Source organism: Paenibacillus sp. JJ-223, assembly GCF_927798175.1.
Lineage (GTDB): Bacteria > Bacillota > Bacilli > Paenibacillales > Paenibacillaceae > Paenibacillus > Paenibacillus hubeiensis.
Map to the genome: position 1 here is coordinate 74,708 of NZ_CAKMMP010000006.1, position 17,646 is coordinate 92,353.

General features: G+C 52.0%; 13 protein-coding genes and 1 riboswitch. Of the genes, 10 read left to right on the plus strand and 3 right to left on the minus strand.

Annotation, left to right across the window (positions count from 1 at the left end; genetic code table 11):
- From galE to ptsP, 9 genes are all read left to right on the plus strand, one after another.
- Positions 1 to 990 carry a UDP-glucose 4-epimerase GalE gene (gene galE, locus L6H98_RS12520; protein WP_236415498.1) on the plus strand — a complete coding sequence of 330 codons (990 nt, stop codon included), beginning with the start codon at positions 1 to 3 and terminating at the stop codon, positions 988 to 990.
- Positions 991 to 1,003: 13 nt separating this feature from the next.
- On the plus strand, positions 1,004 to 2,602 hold the full coding sequence (locus L6H98_RS12525; RefSeq protein WP_236415499.1) for a UDP-glucose--hexose-1-phosphate uridylyltransferase: 1,599 nt from the start codon (positions 1,004 to 1,006) through the stop codon (positions 2,600 to 2,602).
- Between the two features lie 401 nt (positions 2,603 to 3,003).
- Complete coding sequence (locus L6H98_RS12530; RefSeq protein WP_236415500.1) at positions 3,004 to 4,167, plus strand: iron-containing alcohol dehydrogenase; 1,164 nt, start codon at positions 3,004 to 3,006, stop codon at positions 4,165 to 4,167.
- A gap of 220 nt (positions 4,168 to 4,387) precedes the next feature.
- Positions 4,388 to 4,918: an NfeD family protein gene (locus L6H98_RS12535; RefSeq protein WP_236415501.1), complete on the plus strand. Its 531-nt coding sequence runs from the start codon at positions 4,388 to 4,390 to the stop codon at positions 4,916 to 4,918.
- Between the two features lie 67 nt (positions 4,919 to 4,985).
- A complete protein-coding gene (locus tag L6H98_RS12540; RefSeq protein WP_290371446.1) occupies positions 4,986 to 6,512 on the plus strand; it encodes a flotillin family protein in 1,527 nt (508 codons plus the stop codon).
- Positions 6,513 to 6,698: 186 nt separating this feature from the next.
- A complete protein-coding gene (locus L6H98_RS12545; RefSeq protein ID WP_236415502.1) occupies positions 6,699 to 7,550 on the plus strand; it encodes a PRD domain-containing protein in 852 nt (283 codons plus the stop codon).
- Positions 7,551 to 7,832: 282 nt separating this feature from the next.
- On the plus strand, positions 7,833 to 9,887 hold the full coding sequence (gene ptsG, locus L6H98_RS12550) for a glucose-specific PTS transporter subunit IIBC (protein ID WP_236415503.1): 2,055 nt from the start codon (positions 7,833 to 7,835) through the stop codon (positions 9,885 to 9,887).
- Positions 9,888 to 9,965: 78 nt separating this feature from the next.
- On the plus strand, positions 9,966 to 10,241 hold the full coding sequence (locus L6H98_RS12555; protein ID WP_236415504.1) for an HPr family phosphocarrier protein: 276 nt from the start codon (positions 9,966 to 9,968) through the stop codon (positions 10,239 to 10,241).
- Complete coding sequence (ptsP, locus tag L6H98_RS12560; protein ID WP_236415505.1) at positions 10,234 to 11,940, plus strand: phosphoenolpyruvate--protein phosphotransferase; 1,707 nt, start codon at positions 10,234 to 10,236, stop codon at positions 11,938 to 11,940. Before L6H98_RS12555 ends, ptsP begins: the two co-directional genes overlap by 8 nt.
- A gap of 197 nt (positions 11,941 to 12,137) precedes the next feature.
- Here ptsP and gcvPB read toward each other — a convergent pair whose 3' ends face one another.
- The 3 genes from gcvPB to gcvT all read right to left on the minus strand — a co-directional run bounded on the left by gcvPB (position 12,138) and on the right by gcvT (position 16,206).
- Entirely contained in the window at positions 12,138 to 13,613 is a 1,476-nt protein-coding gene (gcvPB, locus tag L6H98_RS12565; RefSeq protein WP_236415827.1) for an aminomethyl-transferring glycine dehydrogenase subunit GcvPB, read from the minus strand.
- A gap of 86 nt (positions 13,614 to 13,699) precedes the next feature.
- Positions 13,700 to 15,055, minus strand: coding sequence for an aminomethyl-transferring glycine dehydrogenase subunit GcvPA (gene gcvPA / locus L6H98_RS12570; protein WP_236415506.1), 1,356 nt, complete (start codon positions 15,053 to 15,055; stop codon positions 13,700 to 13,702).
- Positions 15,052 to 16,206 (minus strand): glycine cleavage system aminomethyltransferase GcvT, encoded by a 1,155-nt coding sequence (gene gcvT, locus L6H98_RS12575; RefSeq protein WP_236415828.1) that lies wholly within the window; start codon positions 16,204 to 16,206, stop codon positions 15,052 to 15,054. The genes gcvPA and gcvT overlap by 4 nt, the downstream gene beginning before the upstream one ends.
- Before the next feature lie 289 nt (positions 16,207 to 16,495).
- A riboswitch (glycine riboswitch) is annotated at positions 16,496 to 16,615 on the minus strand.
- Positions 16,616 to 16,948: 333 nt separating this feature from the next.
- Here gcvT and gcvH point away from each other — a divergent pair.
- Entirely contained in the window at positions 16,949 to 17,341 is a 393-nt protein-coding gene (gcvH, locus tag L6H98_RS12580) for a glycine cleavage system protein GcvH (protein ID WP_236415507.1), read from the plus strand.
- The last annotated feature ends 305 nt before the right edge of the window (positions 17,342 to 17,646 follow it).

Sequence of the window (17,646 nt, forward strand, 5' to 3'; positions counted from 1 at the left end):
ATGGCGATTTTGGTAACGGGTGGAGCAGGATATATTGGGTCTCATACAGTGGCGGCTTTGCTTGAGCGTGGAGAAGAAGTGGTTGTGCTTGACAACTTGCAGACAGGGCACCGGGAGGCGCTTCTGGGCGGTAAATTGTACGAGGGCGATTTGCGCGACAAAGAACTGCTGGCGAAGCTGTTCGCCGAAAATGAGATCGATGCGGTCATTCATTTTGCAGCAAACTCCCTGGTTGGCGAAAGCATGCAGAATCCGGTCAAGTACTACGACAATAACGTATTCGGTACGTTGTGCCTGCTGGAAGCGATGAACGCGGCGAACGTGCGCAAAATCGTCTTCTCGTCCACGGCGGCTACGTATGGCGAGCCGGAGAAGGTGCCGATCGAGGAAAGCGACCGCACCGAGCCAACGAACGTATATGGCGAAACCAAACTCATGATGGAACGCATGATGGCCTGGTTTGACAAGGTGCAGAATATCAAATACGTGTCCTTGCGTTACTTTAATGCAGCCGGGGCCCATGAAAGCGGCAAAATCGGGGAGGATCACCAGCCGGAAAGCCATCTGATCCCGCTGGTGCTGCAAACGGCGCTGAAGCAGCGCTCGCATATCGCGGTGTTTGGCGACGATTATCCGACGGAAGACGGCACTTGCATCCGCGACTATATCCACGTCAGCGATCTGGCCGACGCGCATCTGCGAGCGGTGGATTATTTGCGCAAGGGCGAGAACAGCAATGTGTTCAACTTGGGGAATGGCCAAGGCTTCTCCGTCAAACAAGTCATCGAAACGGCGAAAAAAGTAACCGGACTCGACATTCCGGTTGTGCAGGAGCCACGTCGCGCGGGTGACCCGGCTGTGCTGGTTGCGTCGTCCGCCAAAGCCAGATCGGTATTGGGATGGAACCCGACACGCTCGAAGCTGGAAGACGTCATTCAGAGCGCATGGGATTGGCATCAGTCTCACCCGCAAGGCTATGGAAACAACTAGGAGGCGAAAGGATATGTCACAGACAACCACTGGAGCAGGCACCACAGAACGGACCCCGGAGCAGCAGGAAGCACTGCATGCCATTGAGCGTCTGGTACTCTTTGCCCTGCGGAAACGACTGATTGAGGAAGCAGACCGCGATTACGGCCGCAACCTGCTGTTGGAGCAATTCGGTTTTTCCGAGCCTTACGATGGCGTGCTCGATGAAACCGTATTGGACGGACCGCAGCCTCTGATCGACACGTTGATCGACTACGGGTTCGAAATCGGGCTGATCCCGGAAAATACCGATACGTATCGCGACCTGCTCGACGCCAAGATCATGGGCCACTTGATGGCCAGACCTTCGGAAGTCGTTCGGGCGTTCCGCGAGAAGGCGGAGAGCGAAGGAATTGAGGCGGCGACAAGCCAATTCTACGACCTTTCGATCAACTCCAACTATATCCGTATGGACCGAGTTTCCAAAAACGTCTACTGGACGCAAGAGACGCCATACGGCGAGATGGAAATTACGATCAACTTGTCCAAACCGGAGAAAAGTCCGAAGGAAATCGCCATGGCGAAATTGCTGCCGCCGCCGGTGTATCCGAAATGTCAGCTGTGCCGCGAAAACGTCGGCTATGCGGGTCGGGTCAACCATCCGGCGCGCCAGAACCTGCGCATCATTCCGTTGGAGCTTAACGGTGAGCCATGGTTCTTCCAGTACTCGCCGTACGTGTACTATAACGAGCATTGCATCATTTTCCACCATGATCATGTGCCGATGAAACTGACGAAGGATACCTTGCGCAGATTGCTGGCTTTCGTTGGCGAGTATTCGCATTATTTCATCGGCTCGAACGCGGATCTGCCGATCGTGGGCGGCTCGATTCTGACGCATGACCACTTCCAGGGAGGGCGGCACACGTTTGCCATTCAGAAGGCCAAGGCGGAAGCGGTCTTCCGTCATCCGGACACACCGGGTCTTACCCTTAGTTTGGTGAAATGGCCGATGTCTGTACTTCGATTGTCTTCCCACGATCCGGCACAGCTGCTGGAGGCGGGAAATGCCGTTTACGAGGCTTGGAAAGGGTACAGCGATCCTTCCGCCGAGGTGGAAGCATTCAGCGAAGTGGATGGAGCGCGCGTTCCGCACAATACCGTGACGCCGATTGTACGGCGCAGCGAGAACGGCGGCTACGAGATGGATCTTGTCCTGCGGAACAACCGCACGAACGAGGAACATCCGGAAGGCATTTTCCACCCGCACCGCGAGATGCACCATTTGAAAAAGGAAAACATCGGCCTGATCGAAGTTATGGGCTTGGCGATTTTGCCGGGACGCCTTAAAGAAGAATTGGACGGCATCGCCGAAATCCTTGCCGGCAATAGCGAGCTGGCCGAAGCGGCAAAATCCGAAGAACATGAGCTGAACAAACATCTGCTTTGGACAGAAGAGCTGCAAAGTCGGTTCGGATGCCAGCTGGACAAGGAACAGGCAGTTGCGCTTGTGCAGCAGGAAGTCGGCCTGAAATTTTCGCAAATTTTGGAGCACGCCGGGGTATACAAACATGATGAGGCTGGCCGTGCGGCCTTCCGCCGGTTCATTGCCAGCATGGGATACACCGAATAGTTTGTTCGTTAAAGAAGGGTTGAAGAATGGATCCAGTCTCCCGGGAGGCAGGGTCCATTCTTATTTATATGCTTCCGCATCGCCTGCGAAACCAATTTCAAAACCCGGTGCTCTTCTTCATAGGCAAAACATGGAATTGCGATATTCCGCAATGTATAATGAAAAGGGAATAAAGTGTCATTGCGATTAAGGTATTCTGATTGGAATCCTTCATAATCCAGTCCGTGAAAGGTCACACTAACGAAGCTGTTTGTGAAGCATGTCTCCATTGAAATTCGTTTAGGACCATAAAGCAAATTTACGATCGAGCATAGATATATATATATTTGTTTTCATAGATATAGGGTATTATAATGGGGGTTGCGCTGAAAACATCAAATTCCTCTGGAGGCGACATAGATATGAAAACTTTTCAATTTTATAACCCGACCCGCCTGATTTTTGGCAAGGGCCAAGTTGAAACGCTGAAAACCGAAGTTCCGAAGTATGGCAAACGCGTTCTGCTGGTTTATGGCGGCGGCAGTATCAAACGCAACGGGTTGTACGACCAAGTGATCGGCCTGCTTAACGACATCGGTGCAGAAGTGACCGAACTGGCTGGCGTTGAACCGAACCCTCGTCTCGCAACCGTGCATAAAGGCGTGGATCTGTGCAAAACGAACGATATCGAACTGATCCTTGCTGTCGGCGGCGGCAGTGTCATCGACTGTGCCAAAGCGATCGCAGTAGGCGCCAAATACGAAGGGGACATGTGGGATTTTGCAGCACGCAAAGCCGTCGCGAAAGACGCTCTCCCGCTCGGAACGATTCTGACCATGGCGGCTACCGGATCGGAAATGAACTCGGGTTCCGTCATCACGAATCAGGATACCCAAGAAAAACTGGGATGGGGCAGCCCGGTTTCTTTCCCTACGTTCTCCATTCTCGACCCGGTGAATACGTATTCGGTGCCTCGTGACCAAACCGTTTACGGCATGGTCGACATGATGTCCCACGTGCTCGAGCATTATTTCCATCTGGATGAAAACACGCCCGTGCAGCTCGGTTTCTGCGAAACGATTCTGCGCACTGTGATGGATGTGGCCCCTCGCCTCATCGAAGATCTCGAAAACTATGAACTGCGCGAGACCATTCTGTACTGCGGTACGATGGCTCTCAACGGCGTGCTCAACATGGGCCTTGCAGGCGATTGGGCGACTCACAATATCGAGCATGCCGTGTCGGCTGTGTACGATATTCCGCATGGCGGCGGTCTGGCGATCCTGTTCCCGCACTGGATGAAGCATAATATCGACGTCAAAGTGGATCGCTTCAAACGTTTGGCGGTCAACGTATTCGGCGTGAATCCGGAAGGGAAATCGGACAAGCAGGTTGCCGAGGAAGGCATTGAAGCTCTTCGTCAATTCTGGACCTCCATCGGAGCGCCTAGCCGTTTGGCCGATTATGATATCGATGACAGCAAAATCGATGTTATGGCTGACAAAGCGATGCTGTTTGGTCCTTTCGGCAACTTCAAAAAGCTGCAGCGTGAGGATGTTGTATCCATCTACAAGGCATCTCTGTAAGCCTATATGGATCGTTTCATTTCAGATTTGGGCCGTAAGGTTCCCCAGCGGGGAGCTTTACGGCTTTTTTGCATGCTTTGAATGCGATCATGCCCAATAACGGGCGCTCAATACAAAAGAGGGAAGATTTTGAAACATATCCGGATTTGGTACGTATTTATTTACATGAGGAAAGTCATCTATCGAAATGGAGTTGCAGCAGAAGAGGGGAGGTAAAGGGATGGAGTCGATTTATTGGGGGTGTTTGATCGGGGGAGCGATATTTGCGGTCGTCAGCCTGATACTGGGAGATCTGATTGATGGTTTGCTGGATGGTGCTTTCGAGTTTCCGGGCGTTGATATTTTCAAACCGGTTGTACTGGCTGGTTCCATTACTGCTTTTGGCGGGGCGGGAATCATGCTGACGCGTTACAGCTCGGTAAGTACGATGGCCGCCTTGATTCTGGCCCTGTTGATCGGAGTCGCTGCAGCCATGCTGGTGTTCTTTGCTTATATTAAGCCGAGCCGCAACAGTGAGGTGTCCATCGGTTTCTCCATGCAGGAACTGGCGGGAAAGATCGGCGAGATCACGATTCCCGTGCCGGAAAAGGGTTTCGGGGAAGTCATGATACGCATTGCCTCGGGCAATACGATCCATACCGCATCGAGCTTCGAACATCGCCCCATTGCGGCTGGGGCGCGTGTCGTTGTAGTAGACATATCGGATGGCGTGCTGCGTGTGTCCGAATGGGAAGAGGATGTACTTAAGTAACACAGGGGTTTAGCGCGTATGATGTAGTATTGATTACCATTTACAACGAGAAGGGGAGAGATGTGGAATGAATCTGGATATGGAAGTGTTGTTGGTTCCCGCGATTGTTGTCGGCGTGATTTTGATTTTGGGTCTTGCGTTCTGGGCCAGATACAAAACGGTGGGTCCTGATGAAGCGATGATTGTAACCGGTTCATTTTTGGGCAACAAAAATATATCCGAGGACGAATCCGGCAGGAAAATCAAAATCGTGCGCGGCGGCGGTGCATTTATTTGGCCGGTCTTTCAGCAGTCCGAGTTCATCTCGCTGCTGTCCCACAAGCTCGACGTAACCACGCCGGAAGTTTATACCGAGCAAGGGGTGCCCGTTATTGCGGACGGCGTCGCGATCATCAAGGTAGGAAGTTCGGTCGAGGACGTGGCGACGGCAGCCGAGCAGTTTATCGGCAAACCGGTGGAAGCGCTGCGCGGGGAAGCACAGGAAGTGCTTGAAGGGCATCTGCGTGCCATCCTGGGCACAATGACGGTGGAAGAGGTCTATCGGAACCGTGATCGTTTTGCGCAGGAGGTTCAGGGCGTGGCAGCAAGAGATCTGAAGAAGATGGGTCTGCAAATCGTGTCATTCACCATTAAAGACGTCCGCGACAAGCAGGGTTACCTGGATGCGCTCGGTAAGCCAAGAATCGCTGCCGTGAAACGGGATGCCGAGATTGCCGAGGCTGAGGCCGTCAGAGATGCCAGAATTCAGAAGGCCAACGCGGAAGAGCAGGGACAAAAGGCGGAACTGCTGCGCGATACGAACATTGCGGAAGCCGAAAAGGATAAAGAGCTGAAAGTGGCGGCGTTTAAACGAGATCAGGATACAGCTAGAGCGGAAGCCGACCAGGCCTACCACATTCAGGAAGCCCGGGCGAAACAAACGGTGGTTGAAGAGCAGATGAAGGTTGAATTGGTTCGGAAAGAACGGGAAATCGACCTGCAGGCGAAAGAAATCATGGTTCGTGAGAAGCAATACGACGCGGAAGTGAAGAAAAAGGCCGAGGCGGATCGTTACGCCGTCGAGCAGGCTGCCGAAGCCGACAAGGCAAAACGAATGCGCGAAGCGGATGCGGTGCAGTATTCGATCGAGACGCAGGCCAAGGCAACGGCCGAGCAGAAGCGGCTTGAAGGTCAGGCCGTGGCTGATGCCGAACTGGCAAAAGGTTCGGCGGATGCCGAGGTTATCCGTCTGCGAGGTCTTGCCGAAGCGGAAGCCAAAGAAAAGCTGGCCGAGGCGTTCCAGAAGTTTGGCGAAGCCGCGGTATTGGACATCATCGTCAAAATGCTGCCTGAGCTTGCCGGCAAAATTGCGGAACCGATCTCTTCCATTGACAAGTTGACGGTCGTGGATACAGGCAAAGGCGAAGGTGCAGCTCGCGTGAGCAATTATGTCACCGAATTGATGGCGACTGCGCCGGAAATGCTTAAGAGCGTGTCCGGCATCGATGTGGAGCAGCTGATTCAGGGGTTAACCAAGCCCAAAACAGCGACGCCGGTTGCTGTGGCAGCATCGCCAACAGACACCATTTTGAATAAAGCGGGAACGGAAGAGTAGGGAATGCTTGTGCCGTAAGGCAGCTCTATTGACCTTGACGCGAAATTTTGTTACTTTTTAAGCGAGACGTCCGGCGTGGTTTGCCCGCGCCGGGTGTTTTTTCGTTCTTTTTATTTCATGTATGAAAAGACGTTGCAATCGACTATCGGAAGAATCAAGACGGTTTGATAAAAAGAGGTGCGAACATTGAGCGGCCTACACGTAGCCAAAGCCCTGAACAATAATGTAATCATTGCACAGCATCCCGAACATGGTGAGGTCGTCGTCATCGGCAAGGGCATAGGCTTTAACCGAAAAACAGGCGATATCCTTCCGCTGATGGCTGTGGAGAAAATGTTCATTTTGAAGAACCAGCAAGAGCAGGAGCAATATAAGCAGCTTCTTCCGCAAGTGGACGAGGCGTTGATCGAGATCATTAACGAGTTGGTTACGTATATTTCAGAGCGAGCGGACGCGCCGTTGAACGAGCATATTCATATCGCGCTCACGGATCATATTTCTTTTGCATTGAAGCGCAAGGAACAGGGCATCGTCATTCAAAATCCGTTCCTGTACGAAACCCGGGAGATATACCCTGAAGAGTTTCGGATGGGCGAGTATGCCGTCAGGCTGATCAAGGACAAAATGGGCGTAGATTTGGGAAGGGATGAAATCGGATTTATTGCGCTGCATATTTATAGCGCGATGACAAACCAGAACATCTCCCAGGTGCGGCAGCATTCGCAGTTAATTACGGATCTGGTGAATCTGGTCGCAGACCAGCTGGATTATTCTTTTGAAACGCAATCATTGGATTATTCCCGTCTGTTAACGCATCTACGGTTTGCCCTTGAGCGTATACGTCGCGGAGATAAAGTGGAGGAGCTTCACAAGCTGGATTCCCTGCTCAAATTGGAGTATCCCGAAATGTACTCGCTTGCATGGAAGCTGACCAAAGTGATGGAGCAACGACTAAAGCTGCCTGTTTATCCGGCAGAAGTTGGCTACTTAACGATACATCTTCAGCGGCTGAACCAGCGGAAAGAAGAAAATCAGTAAAATAAGCTCTGAAATAACACCGGAATAACGTTTTTTCTGTAAAGGCTTGCAATGCGTCCAAAGTGATGCTACAATGGTGACCGTAATCAAGCAACTGAATAAACATAAGCGACGTGTTACTGACTCGATCAGGCATGAGTTAATTAGAGTGTGATTGTTCTACCTTTTTAAGGGTATGCTATACCCCAAGGTAGGCACAGTTCACTTTTATTAGTTCATGCCTTTTTTGTGTTCCCTTGCTTGCATCACGACATACTCACATGAAAGGAAGAATACGACGCGATGTTTAAAAAGCTTTTTGGTGTATTGCAAAGAGTAGGTAAAGCTCTCATGCTGCCTGTAGCGATTCTGCCAGCCGCAGGTTTGCTGCTCGGAATTGGTAACATGCTGGTAAATCCGGATTTCCTGCAATATGTTACTGCGCTCGATACCCCTTGGGTAAACTCAATTGCAACCATCATGATGAACGCAGGTCAGATCGTATTTGATAATCTGGCATTGCTGTTTGCGGTCGGCGTAGCCGTCGGGCTGGCTGGAGGTGAAGGCGTTGCAGGACTTGCAGCCATCATCGGTTATCTGGTCATGAACGTAACTTTGGGCTCTGCCGTAGGTGTTACACCTGCCATGATTGGCAATGTGCCAGGTTATGCGAGTATCCTGGGTATTCCAACTTTAAGCACAGGGGTATTTGGAGGTATCATTGTCGGTATCATCGCAGCACTGTGCTACAATCGTTTCTTTAAAATTGAACTGCCGTCTTACCTTGGATTTTTCGCGGGTAAACGTTTTGTTCCAATTGTCACTTCGGTAGTTTCCCTGCTGCTCGGGTTGCTGCTCGTGGTCATCTGGCCTCCAATTCAGAATGGATTAAATGCCGTTTCTCACTTCATGGTTGATACAAGCCCGACCCTGTCGGCCTTCATCTTCGGTGTAGTAGAACGGTCACTGATTCCGTTCGGGCTGCATCACATTTTCTACTCCCCATTCTGGTTTGAGTTCGGAGAGTATGTGAACAAAGCGGGTGAAGTCATTCGCGGAGACCAAAAGATTTTCTTCAGCCAGCTGCGTGACGGCGTTGCGCTGACTGCCGGAACGTTCCAAGTCGGTAAATTCCCGTTCATGATGTTCGGTTTGCCAGCAGCCGCACTTGCGATGTACCATGAAGCAAGACCTGAACATAAAAAATATGTTGCTGGTATCATGGGTTCAGCTGCACTGACATCATTCCTGACGGGGATTACAGAGCCGCTGGAGTTCTCGTTCCTGTTCGTTGCACCGATTTTGTTTGCTGTACACTGTATCTTTGCGGGTTTATCGTTCATGACGATGCAGCTGCTTAATGTCAAAATCGGGATGACCTTCTCAGGCGGTTTCATTGACTTCCTGATCTTTGGTATCATTCCAAACCGCACGCCATGGTGGAACGTTATCATCGTTGGTTTGATTCTTGCTGTGATCTACTATTTCGGTTTCCGATTCATCATTCGCAAGTTCAAACTCAAAACGCCTGGACGTGAAGAAGCATCTCCTGAATCCTCATCCAGTGGCTCTTCAGGTTCCACGGACGATTTGCCGCATAACATCCTTGAAGCCTTTGGCGGCAAGGAAAACATTAAACATCTGGATGCATGTATTACTCGCTTGCGGATTGAAGTAAATGAGAAATCGAATGTGCAAAAAGACCGTTTGAAACAACTGGGTGCATCTGGTGTGCTTGAAGTGGGTAATAATGTTCAAGCCATCTTCGGAACGCGTTCCGATACGATTAAATCACAGATGCAGGATATCATTGCAGGACGCACGCCTGCACCAGCTCCGGCGGAAGAAATTAAACCAACTCCTGAAGAGGAGAAGGCGCAAGGAGAGCAAGGTGAGCGCATTGTACCAGAGGATATCGTTATGCCGGTGAACGGAGAGCTGCTTGATATTACAAACGTGCCTGATCCGGTCTTTTCTGAAAAAATGACAGGTGACGGTTTCGCTATTTTGCCGCATGATGGAACGATTACCTCCCCAGTGTATGGTAAAGTATTTAATGTATTTCCAAGCAAACACGCTGTAGGCATTATGTCCGACGGCGGCAAAGAAGTGCTTGTTCATATAGGTGTCAATACGGTGAAACTGAAAGGTCAAGGTTTCAACGTACTGGTTCAGGAAGGTGACCTGGTATCTGCTGGTCAGCCGATTATGGAAGTGGATCTGGAGTATGTAAAAGCAAACGCTCCGTCGATCATTTCTCCAGTCATTTTCACCAACCTGCCAGAAGGCTCCACGATAACACTCAAGAAGAGTGGAGTACTCAAAGTTGGCGATCAGCCGATCATTGAGATAAAATAAGAACTGTCCCAACGATGGCAAGCAAGTGTAAATATAATGCAATGCCTAAATCAAATTCATGAAAGCGAGATGATTGTAATGCAACAAACATTCAGAATTACAGACGAAGACGGTATCCACGCACGCCCGGCGACAGCCCTGGTTAATAAAGCAAACCAATTCAAAGGCGCAGAATCCTTTGCAGAAGCTAACGGTAAAAAAGTAACCCTGAAATCCATCCTGGGCGTTCTTTCCCTGGGTCTGGAGCAAGGCGACACCATCACGATCATCTCCGAAGGCGATGAGGCTGCTGACGCTCTTAAAGCACTGACTGACGTTATGGTTAACGAAGGGCTGGGCGAAATCCATGCTTAATGTTTCCGGGATCGCGGCTTCGGCGGGCATTGCCATCGCCAAGGCGTTTATCTTGGAGCATCCCGATTACTCTGTAGAGAAACGTCAAATTACCGATGTTGACGCAGAGATCGCTAAACTCGACTCGGCTTTGGGGAAATCCCAAGCTGAGCTCGAAGCGATCAAAGAGCGCACGATGCAAGAGCTTGGCGAGAAAAAAGCGGAAATTTTCGCTTCGCATTTGCTCATTCTGAACGACCCGGAACTGATTGATCCGGTCAAAGCGAAAATTGCGGAGGAAATGGTCAGTGCAGAGTTTGCATTGAACGAAACGGCTTCCCAATTTATCGAAATGTTCGAAAACATGAAAAGTGCTTACCTGCAGGAACGTGCAGCAGACATGCGCGACGTAACGAAGCGTGTGCTGAACCACCTGCTGGGCATCGAATTCATGAGCCCTGCCGAAATCAGTGAGGAAGTGATCGTGCTTGCGGAGGATTTGACGCCTTCCGACACGGCTCAGTTGAACCGCAAATATGTTAAAGGCTTTGCCACAAACATTGGCGGACGCACGTCCCACTCGGCAATCATGGCACGCTCCCTGGAAATTCCTGCGGTTGTGGGAACCAAGGACATCCTGACCCAAGCCAAACACGGTGATTTGATCATCGTTGACGGCCTGGACGGACATGTGCTCGTAAATCCTTCGGAGGACGTAGTCGCCGAGTATCGTTCCAAACAGGAACAATACGATGCACAACGCGCCGAGTGGAGAAAATTGCGTGACGAACCAACCGTGACGGTGGATGGCGTGCACGTTGAATTGGCGGCAAACATCGGTACGCCAAACGATGTTGCCGGCGTATTGGAAAACGGCGGCGAAGGCGTAGGCTTGTACCGTACCGAGTTCCTGTACATGGGCAGAGACAAACTTCCTTCCGAGGACGTTCAGTACAATGCGTACAAAACGGTGCTCGAAAAAATGGAAGGCAAACCTGTCGTTGTCCGCACGCTCGATATCGGTGGAGACAAGGAGCTTCCTTACCTTGACCTGCCGAAAGAAATGAATCCATTCTTAGGCTTCCGCGCGATTCGTCTGTGTCTGGACCGTCAAGATATTTTCCGTACACAGCTTCGTGCTTTGCTGCGCGCCAGCGTGCACGGGAACCTGCGCATCATGTTCCCGATGATCGCCACGCTCGGCGAGTTCCGTGAAGCAAAAGCCGTCCTGCTCGAAGAGAAGGACAAGCTGGTAGCTGAAGGGATTGCTGTTTCCGACAGCATCCAACTCGGTATCATGGTCGAAATCCCTTCGACTGCAGTTCTTGCGGATCAATTTGCCAAAGAGGTTGATTTCTTCAGTATCGGAACGAACGATCTGATTCAATACACCATGGCTGCTGACCGTATGAACGAACGTGTCTCTTACCTGTACCAACCATACAATCCTGCTATTTTGCGTTTGGTCAAAATGGTCATCGATGCGGCGCATCGTGAAGGAAAATGGGCTGGCATGTGTGGAGAGATGGCTGGAGACGAAACGGCAATTCCGTTGCTGCTTGGTCTTGGACTGGATGAGTTCAGCATGAGCGCAACCTCCATTCTGCCAGCTCGCAGTCAGATCACGAAATTGTCCCGTGCCGAGATGCAGGAACTTGCTGCCAAAGCACTGGATATGCAAACCGCTGAGCAAGTGGTTGAACTGGTTAAAAGCATCTAAGCATCACTGGGTTCGGGGTTTCCCCGATGTTTAAGGGTCTTTTCTTTTTCCGATTGAAGGGGCTGCAGCGATGCAGCATATGGATGCCGGTGTCTGCGTAAAGCGGATGCCGGCTTTTTTTCCTCGATTGCAAATGCCGGCCAAGAAAGCCGCACACGGTTGTCGATAACCTTGTGCGGCTTTTTGTTATGGCCTGATCAACTGCAGGCGCAGTTCAACACAGGCTTGCGTGCAGCAGTTGTTTCGTCGAGACGGGTCACAGGCGTGCCGTAGGGTGCATTGAGCACGACCTCCGGCGTTTCCTCAGCTTCCTTCGCGATGCGGATCATCGTATCGATGAAACCGTCAAGCGTTTCCTTGCTTTCCGTCTCGGTCGGTTCGATCATGATGCACTCTTCCACATTCAATGGGAAGTATACCGTTGGCGGATGGTAACCGAAATCGAGCAAACGTTTGGCGACGTCAAGCGTGCGTACGCCGTATTGCTTGAGGCCGCGTCCCGACATGACGAATTCATGCTTGCACACCCCCGGATACGGAATCTCGTAATAAGGAGCGAGCCGGGCCATCATGTAATTGGCGTTGAGAACGGCGCATTCGGAAACGCGGCGCAAGCCTTCCGGCCCGTAGGTGCGGATGTAAGCATATGCGCGTACCAAGATGCCGAAGTTGCCGTAAAATGCTTTGACCCGACCGATCGATTGGTCCCCGGCATGATCAAGCGTATATCGGCCTTCATCATCGCGTACGACGACAGGTTTTGGCAGGAACGGAATAAGCAGACTTTTCACGCCAACCGGACCGGCTCCAGGACCGCCGCCGCCATGCGGAGTGCTCATCGTTTTATGCAAATTGAGATGCACGACGTCGAAGCCCATGTCGCCAGGCCGGGCGATGCCCATGATGGCATTGGAATTTGCGCCGTCGTAATAGAGCAAGCCGCCGGCCTCATGCACGATCGAGGCAATTTCCTGAATGTCCTTTTCGAACAGGCCAAGCGTATTCGGATTGGTCAGCATCAGAGCCGCCGTATCGCTGCCGACGGCTGCGCGCAAGGCGTCCAGATCGACGAGCCCATCCGAACGGGAAGGGATGGTTACGGTCTCGAAGCCGGCAACGGTAGCGCTGGCCGGGTTGGTGCCGTGGGAGGAATCCGGCACGATGACTTTGGTGCGCGTTTCGCCCCGGCTTTCGTGATAGGCCCGGATCATCATCAGCCCCGTCCATTCGCCATGCGCGCCAGCGGCAGGTTGAAGGGTTACGGCATCCATGCCGGTCAGGCCGGCAAGGTCGTTTTGTAGCGTGTACAGTAGTTCAAGCGCCCCTTGGATGCTGGATTCGTGCTGATAGGGGTGGATTTTGGCAAAGCCGCTGTATCGGGCGACGTCTTCGTTGATTTTGGGATTGTATTTCATCGTGCACGATCCTAACGGGTAGAAGCCGTTATCCACGCCGAAGTTGCGACGGGAAAGGGCGGTGTAATGCCGGATGACATCCACTTCGTAAACCTCAGGCAATGCGGCTGCTTCGGAGCGAAGCATTTCCCGGGGAATCAGGGATTCGATCTCTTGCCTTGGCACATCGCATTCCGGCAGGGAATAGGCGACGCGCCCGGGGCTGCTCAACTCAAAAATAAGCGATTGCTCGGGAGTGACGTTGGCGGCGGGGTTCATCGCGGTTTCTGTGTTGGCATCCCTGTTATTTCCGTTTGTGTCTTGAACTGCGGATTTCGTTCCGGTTTGCGTTGTTGTCTCCTGCGTCACAGCGATCCCTCCAGTACACGTGCGAATTCGTCGATCTCTTCTTTGCTGCGGCGTTCGGTTACGGCAATCAGCAGATGTCCGGCCAGTTCCGGATAATGGCGCCCCAGATCATAACCGCCGATAAAACCTTCCTTGAGCCATTTCAACTGCAGTGCTTCGATATTCGTTCCTTCCGGCAGCCGAATGACAAATTCATTAAACGTAGGTGTGGAAAATGCAATGCTCACGCCCGGAATGGCTTGCAGAATCCGGCGGGCATAATGGCTCTTCTGAACATTCAGGTCGGCCACGTCGATCATGCCTTGTCTGCCCATGGTGGACATGTAGACGGAGGCGCTAAGGGCAAGCAGCGCTTGATTCGAGCAGATGTTGGACGTCGCCTTCTCGCGGCGAATGTGCTGCTCGCGGGCTTGCAGCGTCAGCACAAAACCGCGTTTGCCGCTGCGGTCGGTCGTCTGGCCGACGATGCGTCCGGGAATGCGGCGCATGTGAGCCTGGGATACGGCGAAATATCCGCAAGTCGGTCCGCCGAGCGAAGCGGCGATGCCAAGCGGCTGCGCGTCGCCGACGACGATGTCGGCGCCAAGCTTGCCGGGAGCTTCAAGCAGGCCAAGCGACAGCGGGTTCGCGCTAACGACGAGCAGGCCTTTGTGCGCATGCACGAGGTCTGCGGCCTGTTTTACATGTTCCAGAGCTCCGAAGAAGTTGGGGCTTTGAATCATGACGGCAGCGGTGTCCCCGGATACGGCGGCTTGCAGGGCATCCCAGTCGGTCACGCCGTCTTTGTGGCCAATCTCGACGATCTCCAGATTAAGGCCGTGAGCATATGCTTTCAGGACTTGGCGGGACTCGGGATGCACTGTGCTGGACACGATCAGCTGCTTGCGGCGGGTGGCCGCAGCAGCCAGATTCCCGGCTTCCGCAAAGGCTGTAGCGCCGTCATACATGCTGGCATTGGCAACGGCCATGCCGGTCAACTCACAGATGTATGACTGGAATTCAAAGATCGCTTGCAGCTCCCCTTGGCTGATTTCCGGTTGATATGGTGTGTAAGCTGTGTAAAATTCGGATCGCGAGATGACGTGATTGATGACGGAAGGAATGTGATGATCGTAAATGCCGGCGCCAAGAAAGCTGGCGTGTGTATCGAAATGGGCGTTAGCTCCGGCCTGTTTGGCCATATGGCGACTCAGCGCGTGTTCGTCGAGCCGGGAAGAAATGGGCAGTTCGCCCTGGAAACGAATGTCTTCGGGAATGTCGCGGAACAGGTCATCGATCGTATCCACGCCAACCGTTGCCAGCATGGCGTTCTGATCCTGCTCGGTCATCGGGATGTAACGGTGCTTGGTCATGTTAGATCAGCTCCTTGGATGGTCTCTTTTGCATCAGGTGTCTTTGGTGCGCGCGTCCGTTTGTAAAAAGGGGTTTTGACGACCTCGGCTTTCAATGTTTTGCCGCGAATCCCGATCTCAAGCGGAGTACCCAGCGCAGCATGCCTGCTGTCGATCAGGGCGAGCCCCAGATTGCGCTTCAGCGTAGGGGATTGGGTGCCGGTCGTCACTTCGCCGATCTGTACGCCATCCGCATAGATCGGATAGTGCGGCCGGGGAATTCCGCGCTCCAGCACTTCAATGCCGACCAGCTTGCGAGCAGGGCCTTCGTTCTTTTGCTGCAGCAGCGCTTCCTGACCGATAAACGGTCCGGCATTCCATTTCACGAACATGCCAAGCCCGGCTTCAAGCGGAGAAATGGTCGCGGACAGCTCCTGTCCGTACAACGGCAATCTTGCTTCAAAGCGCAGCGTATCCCTTGCGCCAAGTCCGGCAGGAATCAGTCCGTGCGGTGCTCCGGCTTGCAGCAGTCCTTTCCAGATCCGGGCGGCCTGATCGGCCGGGACGTAGAGCTCGAATCCATCTTCGCCCGTGTAACCCGTGCGTGAGAGCAGGAGCGTAACGCCGCATACGTCGGCATCGCGGACAAACCGGAACGGCTCGATGTCGCCGAGATTCGTACCCGTTGTGACTTTGGCCAGAATATCGGCAGCCAGCGGGCCTTGCAGCGCCAAAAGCGCGGTCTCTTCGGATACGTTGCTCATCTCAACACCGGCAATGATGTGCTCTTGCAGCCATGCCCAGTCCTTTTCGATATTGGAGGCGTTGACGACCAGCATATAGCGCTGTTCTTCCAGTTTGTAGATGAGCAGGTCATCGACGACCCCGCCACTCGGATAACACATCAATGTGTACTGAGCTTGCCCCGGAACCAGTGATGTCACGTCATTGGTTGTCATTTGCTGCAAAAAGGCCTCGGCTTGTTCGCCTTGGACTATGAATTCACCCATGTGGGATACATCAAACAATCCTGCACGTTCGCGCACGGCCTCATGCTCTTTCTGGATGCCGCTGAACTGCACGGGCAGTTCCCAGCCGCCAAAATCGATGCAGCGCATGCCTTCGAATTGCTGATAATGCGGGAAGAGAGGAGTTCTTAACAAATCGGACATCATATCACCTCGTTGTAGGCCGCCAGACGGGCCGAATGTGAAACGAAACCGCGGAAAAGGGATGGTCTATACGTCATGAGGAAGCTGCCCTATGCAGGATTCTTATGCACTGTTTTCGTTTTTTTGGGAAAAAGGAAAAGGACAGGCCAAAGAACCGGCATGCGGCAGCATGCTGAATTCCTGGGCTCTGTCCTTGGTACCTGAGAGTTACCCCGTCGCAGATTGCGTCAGGTTTCCCCTTGGGTGATCAAAACGCCCTTCTTGGGCGAATGGATGCTCTCCAGAGTTGCGTCCCGTAAAAGTCCTTTTGCCTGAGAGATTCACCCGCCGCTTGTCGGGGGTTTACTCCTTCGGCGCCACCACGTACGATCCCGAAGCGGGACGGGGTGATCTCTCCCTTTACGTTCATCCGCGAATATTGCTTCTGTCAGTTGTTTCTCACCTCAATTAAAACGCGTTAAAGCTATTTGTGTCAAGAACTATATCATAAGAATAGAGAATAAAAGCGAATATTTATTTCTTTTGACCTTTTAATGTTCGTGTTTCCGACAAGGTAGCGATTCCATATCCAGTATATGATTGAATGCCTATAAAAAGGATGTCACTTTTTGGAGGGTGAAAAGAATATATTGTTAGGTATATTGACATTTATGGCCGACATGTCATACGCTATGTTTTGGGAAAAAGGGAAGGTCAAGGAACGCATGCACTCCACTAATGAAAAAGCGAGGCGGATAACCAAATGAGCGAATTGAGAAACGATTTCCTGTACAGTGAAGAACACGAATGGGTGCAAACCGTCGGTGAAAATACTGTGCGTATAGGCATAACCGAATTCGCGCAGCATCAGCTGGGTGACATTGTGTTTGTTGAACTGCCTGACCTTGACTCGAATGTGCAAGCGGAGGCAGGCATTGGAACGATCGAATCCGTAAAGACGGTTTCGGATCTGTTTGCGCCCGTGGGAGGAATCGTTGTGGCCGTAAACGAGGCGCTGCAAGAGGCGCCGGAGCTGGTCAACACTTCTCCTTATGAAGAAGGCTGGATGGTTGAAATCCGCGTGGACGGCGATTTGAGCGCGGCGCTGTCAGGGCTGCTGGACGCGGATGCCTACCGGAAGCATACCGAAGAATAATCGTTTGCACTAATTTACGTATTATTACTGAAAATATAAGTGTATATTTCATGGGTTTGAAAAGCCGATGCGGCCAAGCTGCCGCTTGGCTTTTTTGCGTTGTTTAAGGGGAAAGTTTGAAAGGGTGTATCTCTTGTGCCTCTTAAAAAACACTGTTTTTTTATATTATGCATTCTTGTTTTAATAAGCCAGGGCTATGATTGGGCATGATACATAGAAGAATTGGTACGTTGCTGTTGAACTTGCGACAACGCAAAACAGATCCAATTTAAATCTTGTCATCAACGTTCATGACGGGAGTTGAT

What these genes read in the sequence shown, in the direction of transcription:
- galE (WP_236415498.1), top strand. Translation starts at nt 1, where the DNA reads ATGGCGATTTTGGTAACGGGTGGAGCAGGATATATTGGGTCTCATACA.
- L6H98_RS12525 (WP_236415499.1), top strand. Translation starts at nt 1,004, where the DNA reads ATGTCACAGACAACCACTGGAGCAGGCACCACAGAACGGACCCCGGAG.
- L6H98_RS12530 (WP_236415500.1), top strand. Translation starts at nt 3,004, where the DNA reads ATGAAAACTTTTCAATTTTATAACCCGACCCGCCTGATTTTTGGCAAG.
- L6H98_RS12535 (WP_236415501.1), top strand. Translation starts at nt 4,388, where the DNA reads ATGGAGTCGATTTATTGGGGGTGTTTGATCGGGGGAGCGATATTTGCG.
- L6H98_RS12540 (WP_290371446.1), top strand. Translation starts at nt 4,986, where the DNA reads ATGAATCTGGATATGGAAGTGTTGTTGGTTCCCGCGATTGTTGTCGGC.
- ptsG (WP_236415503.1), top strand. Translation starts at nt 7,833, where the DNA reads ATGTTTAAAAAGCTTTTTGGTGTATTGCAAAGAGTAGGTAAAGCTCTC.
- L6H98_RS12555 (WP_236415504.1), top strand. Translation starts at nt 9,966, where the DNA reads ATGCAACAAACATTCAGAATTACAGACGAAGACGGTATCCACGCACGC.
- ptsP (WP_236415505.1), top strand. Translation starts at nt 10,234, where the DNA reads ATGCTTAATGTTTCCGGGATCGCGGCTTCGGCGGGCATTGCCATCGCC.
- gcvPB (WP_236415827.1), bottom strand. Translation starts at nt 13,613, where the DNA reads ATGAACCCCGCCGCCAACGTCACTCCCGAGCAATCGCTTATTTTTGAG.
- gcvPA (WP_236415506.1), bottom strand. Translation starts at nt 15,055, where the DNA reads ATGACCAAGCACCGTTACATCCCGATGACCGAGCAGGATCAGAACGCC.
- gcvT (WP_236415828.1), bottom strand. Translation starts at nt 16,206, where the DNA reads ATGTCCGATTTGTTAAGAACTCCTCTCTTCCCGCATTATCAGCAATTC.
- gcvH (WP_236415507.1), top strand. Translation starts at nt 16,949, where the DNA reads ATGAGCGAATTGAGAAACGATTTCCTGTACAGTGAAGAACACGAATGG.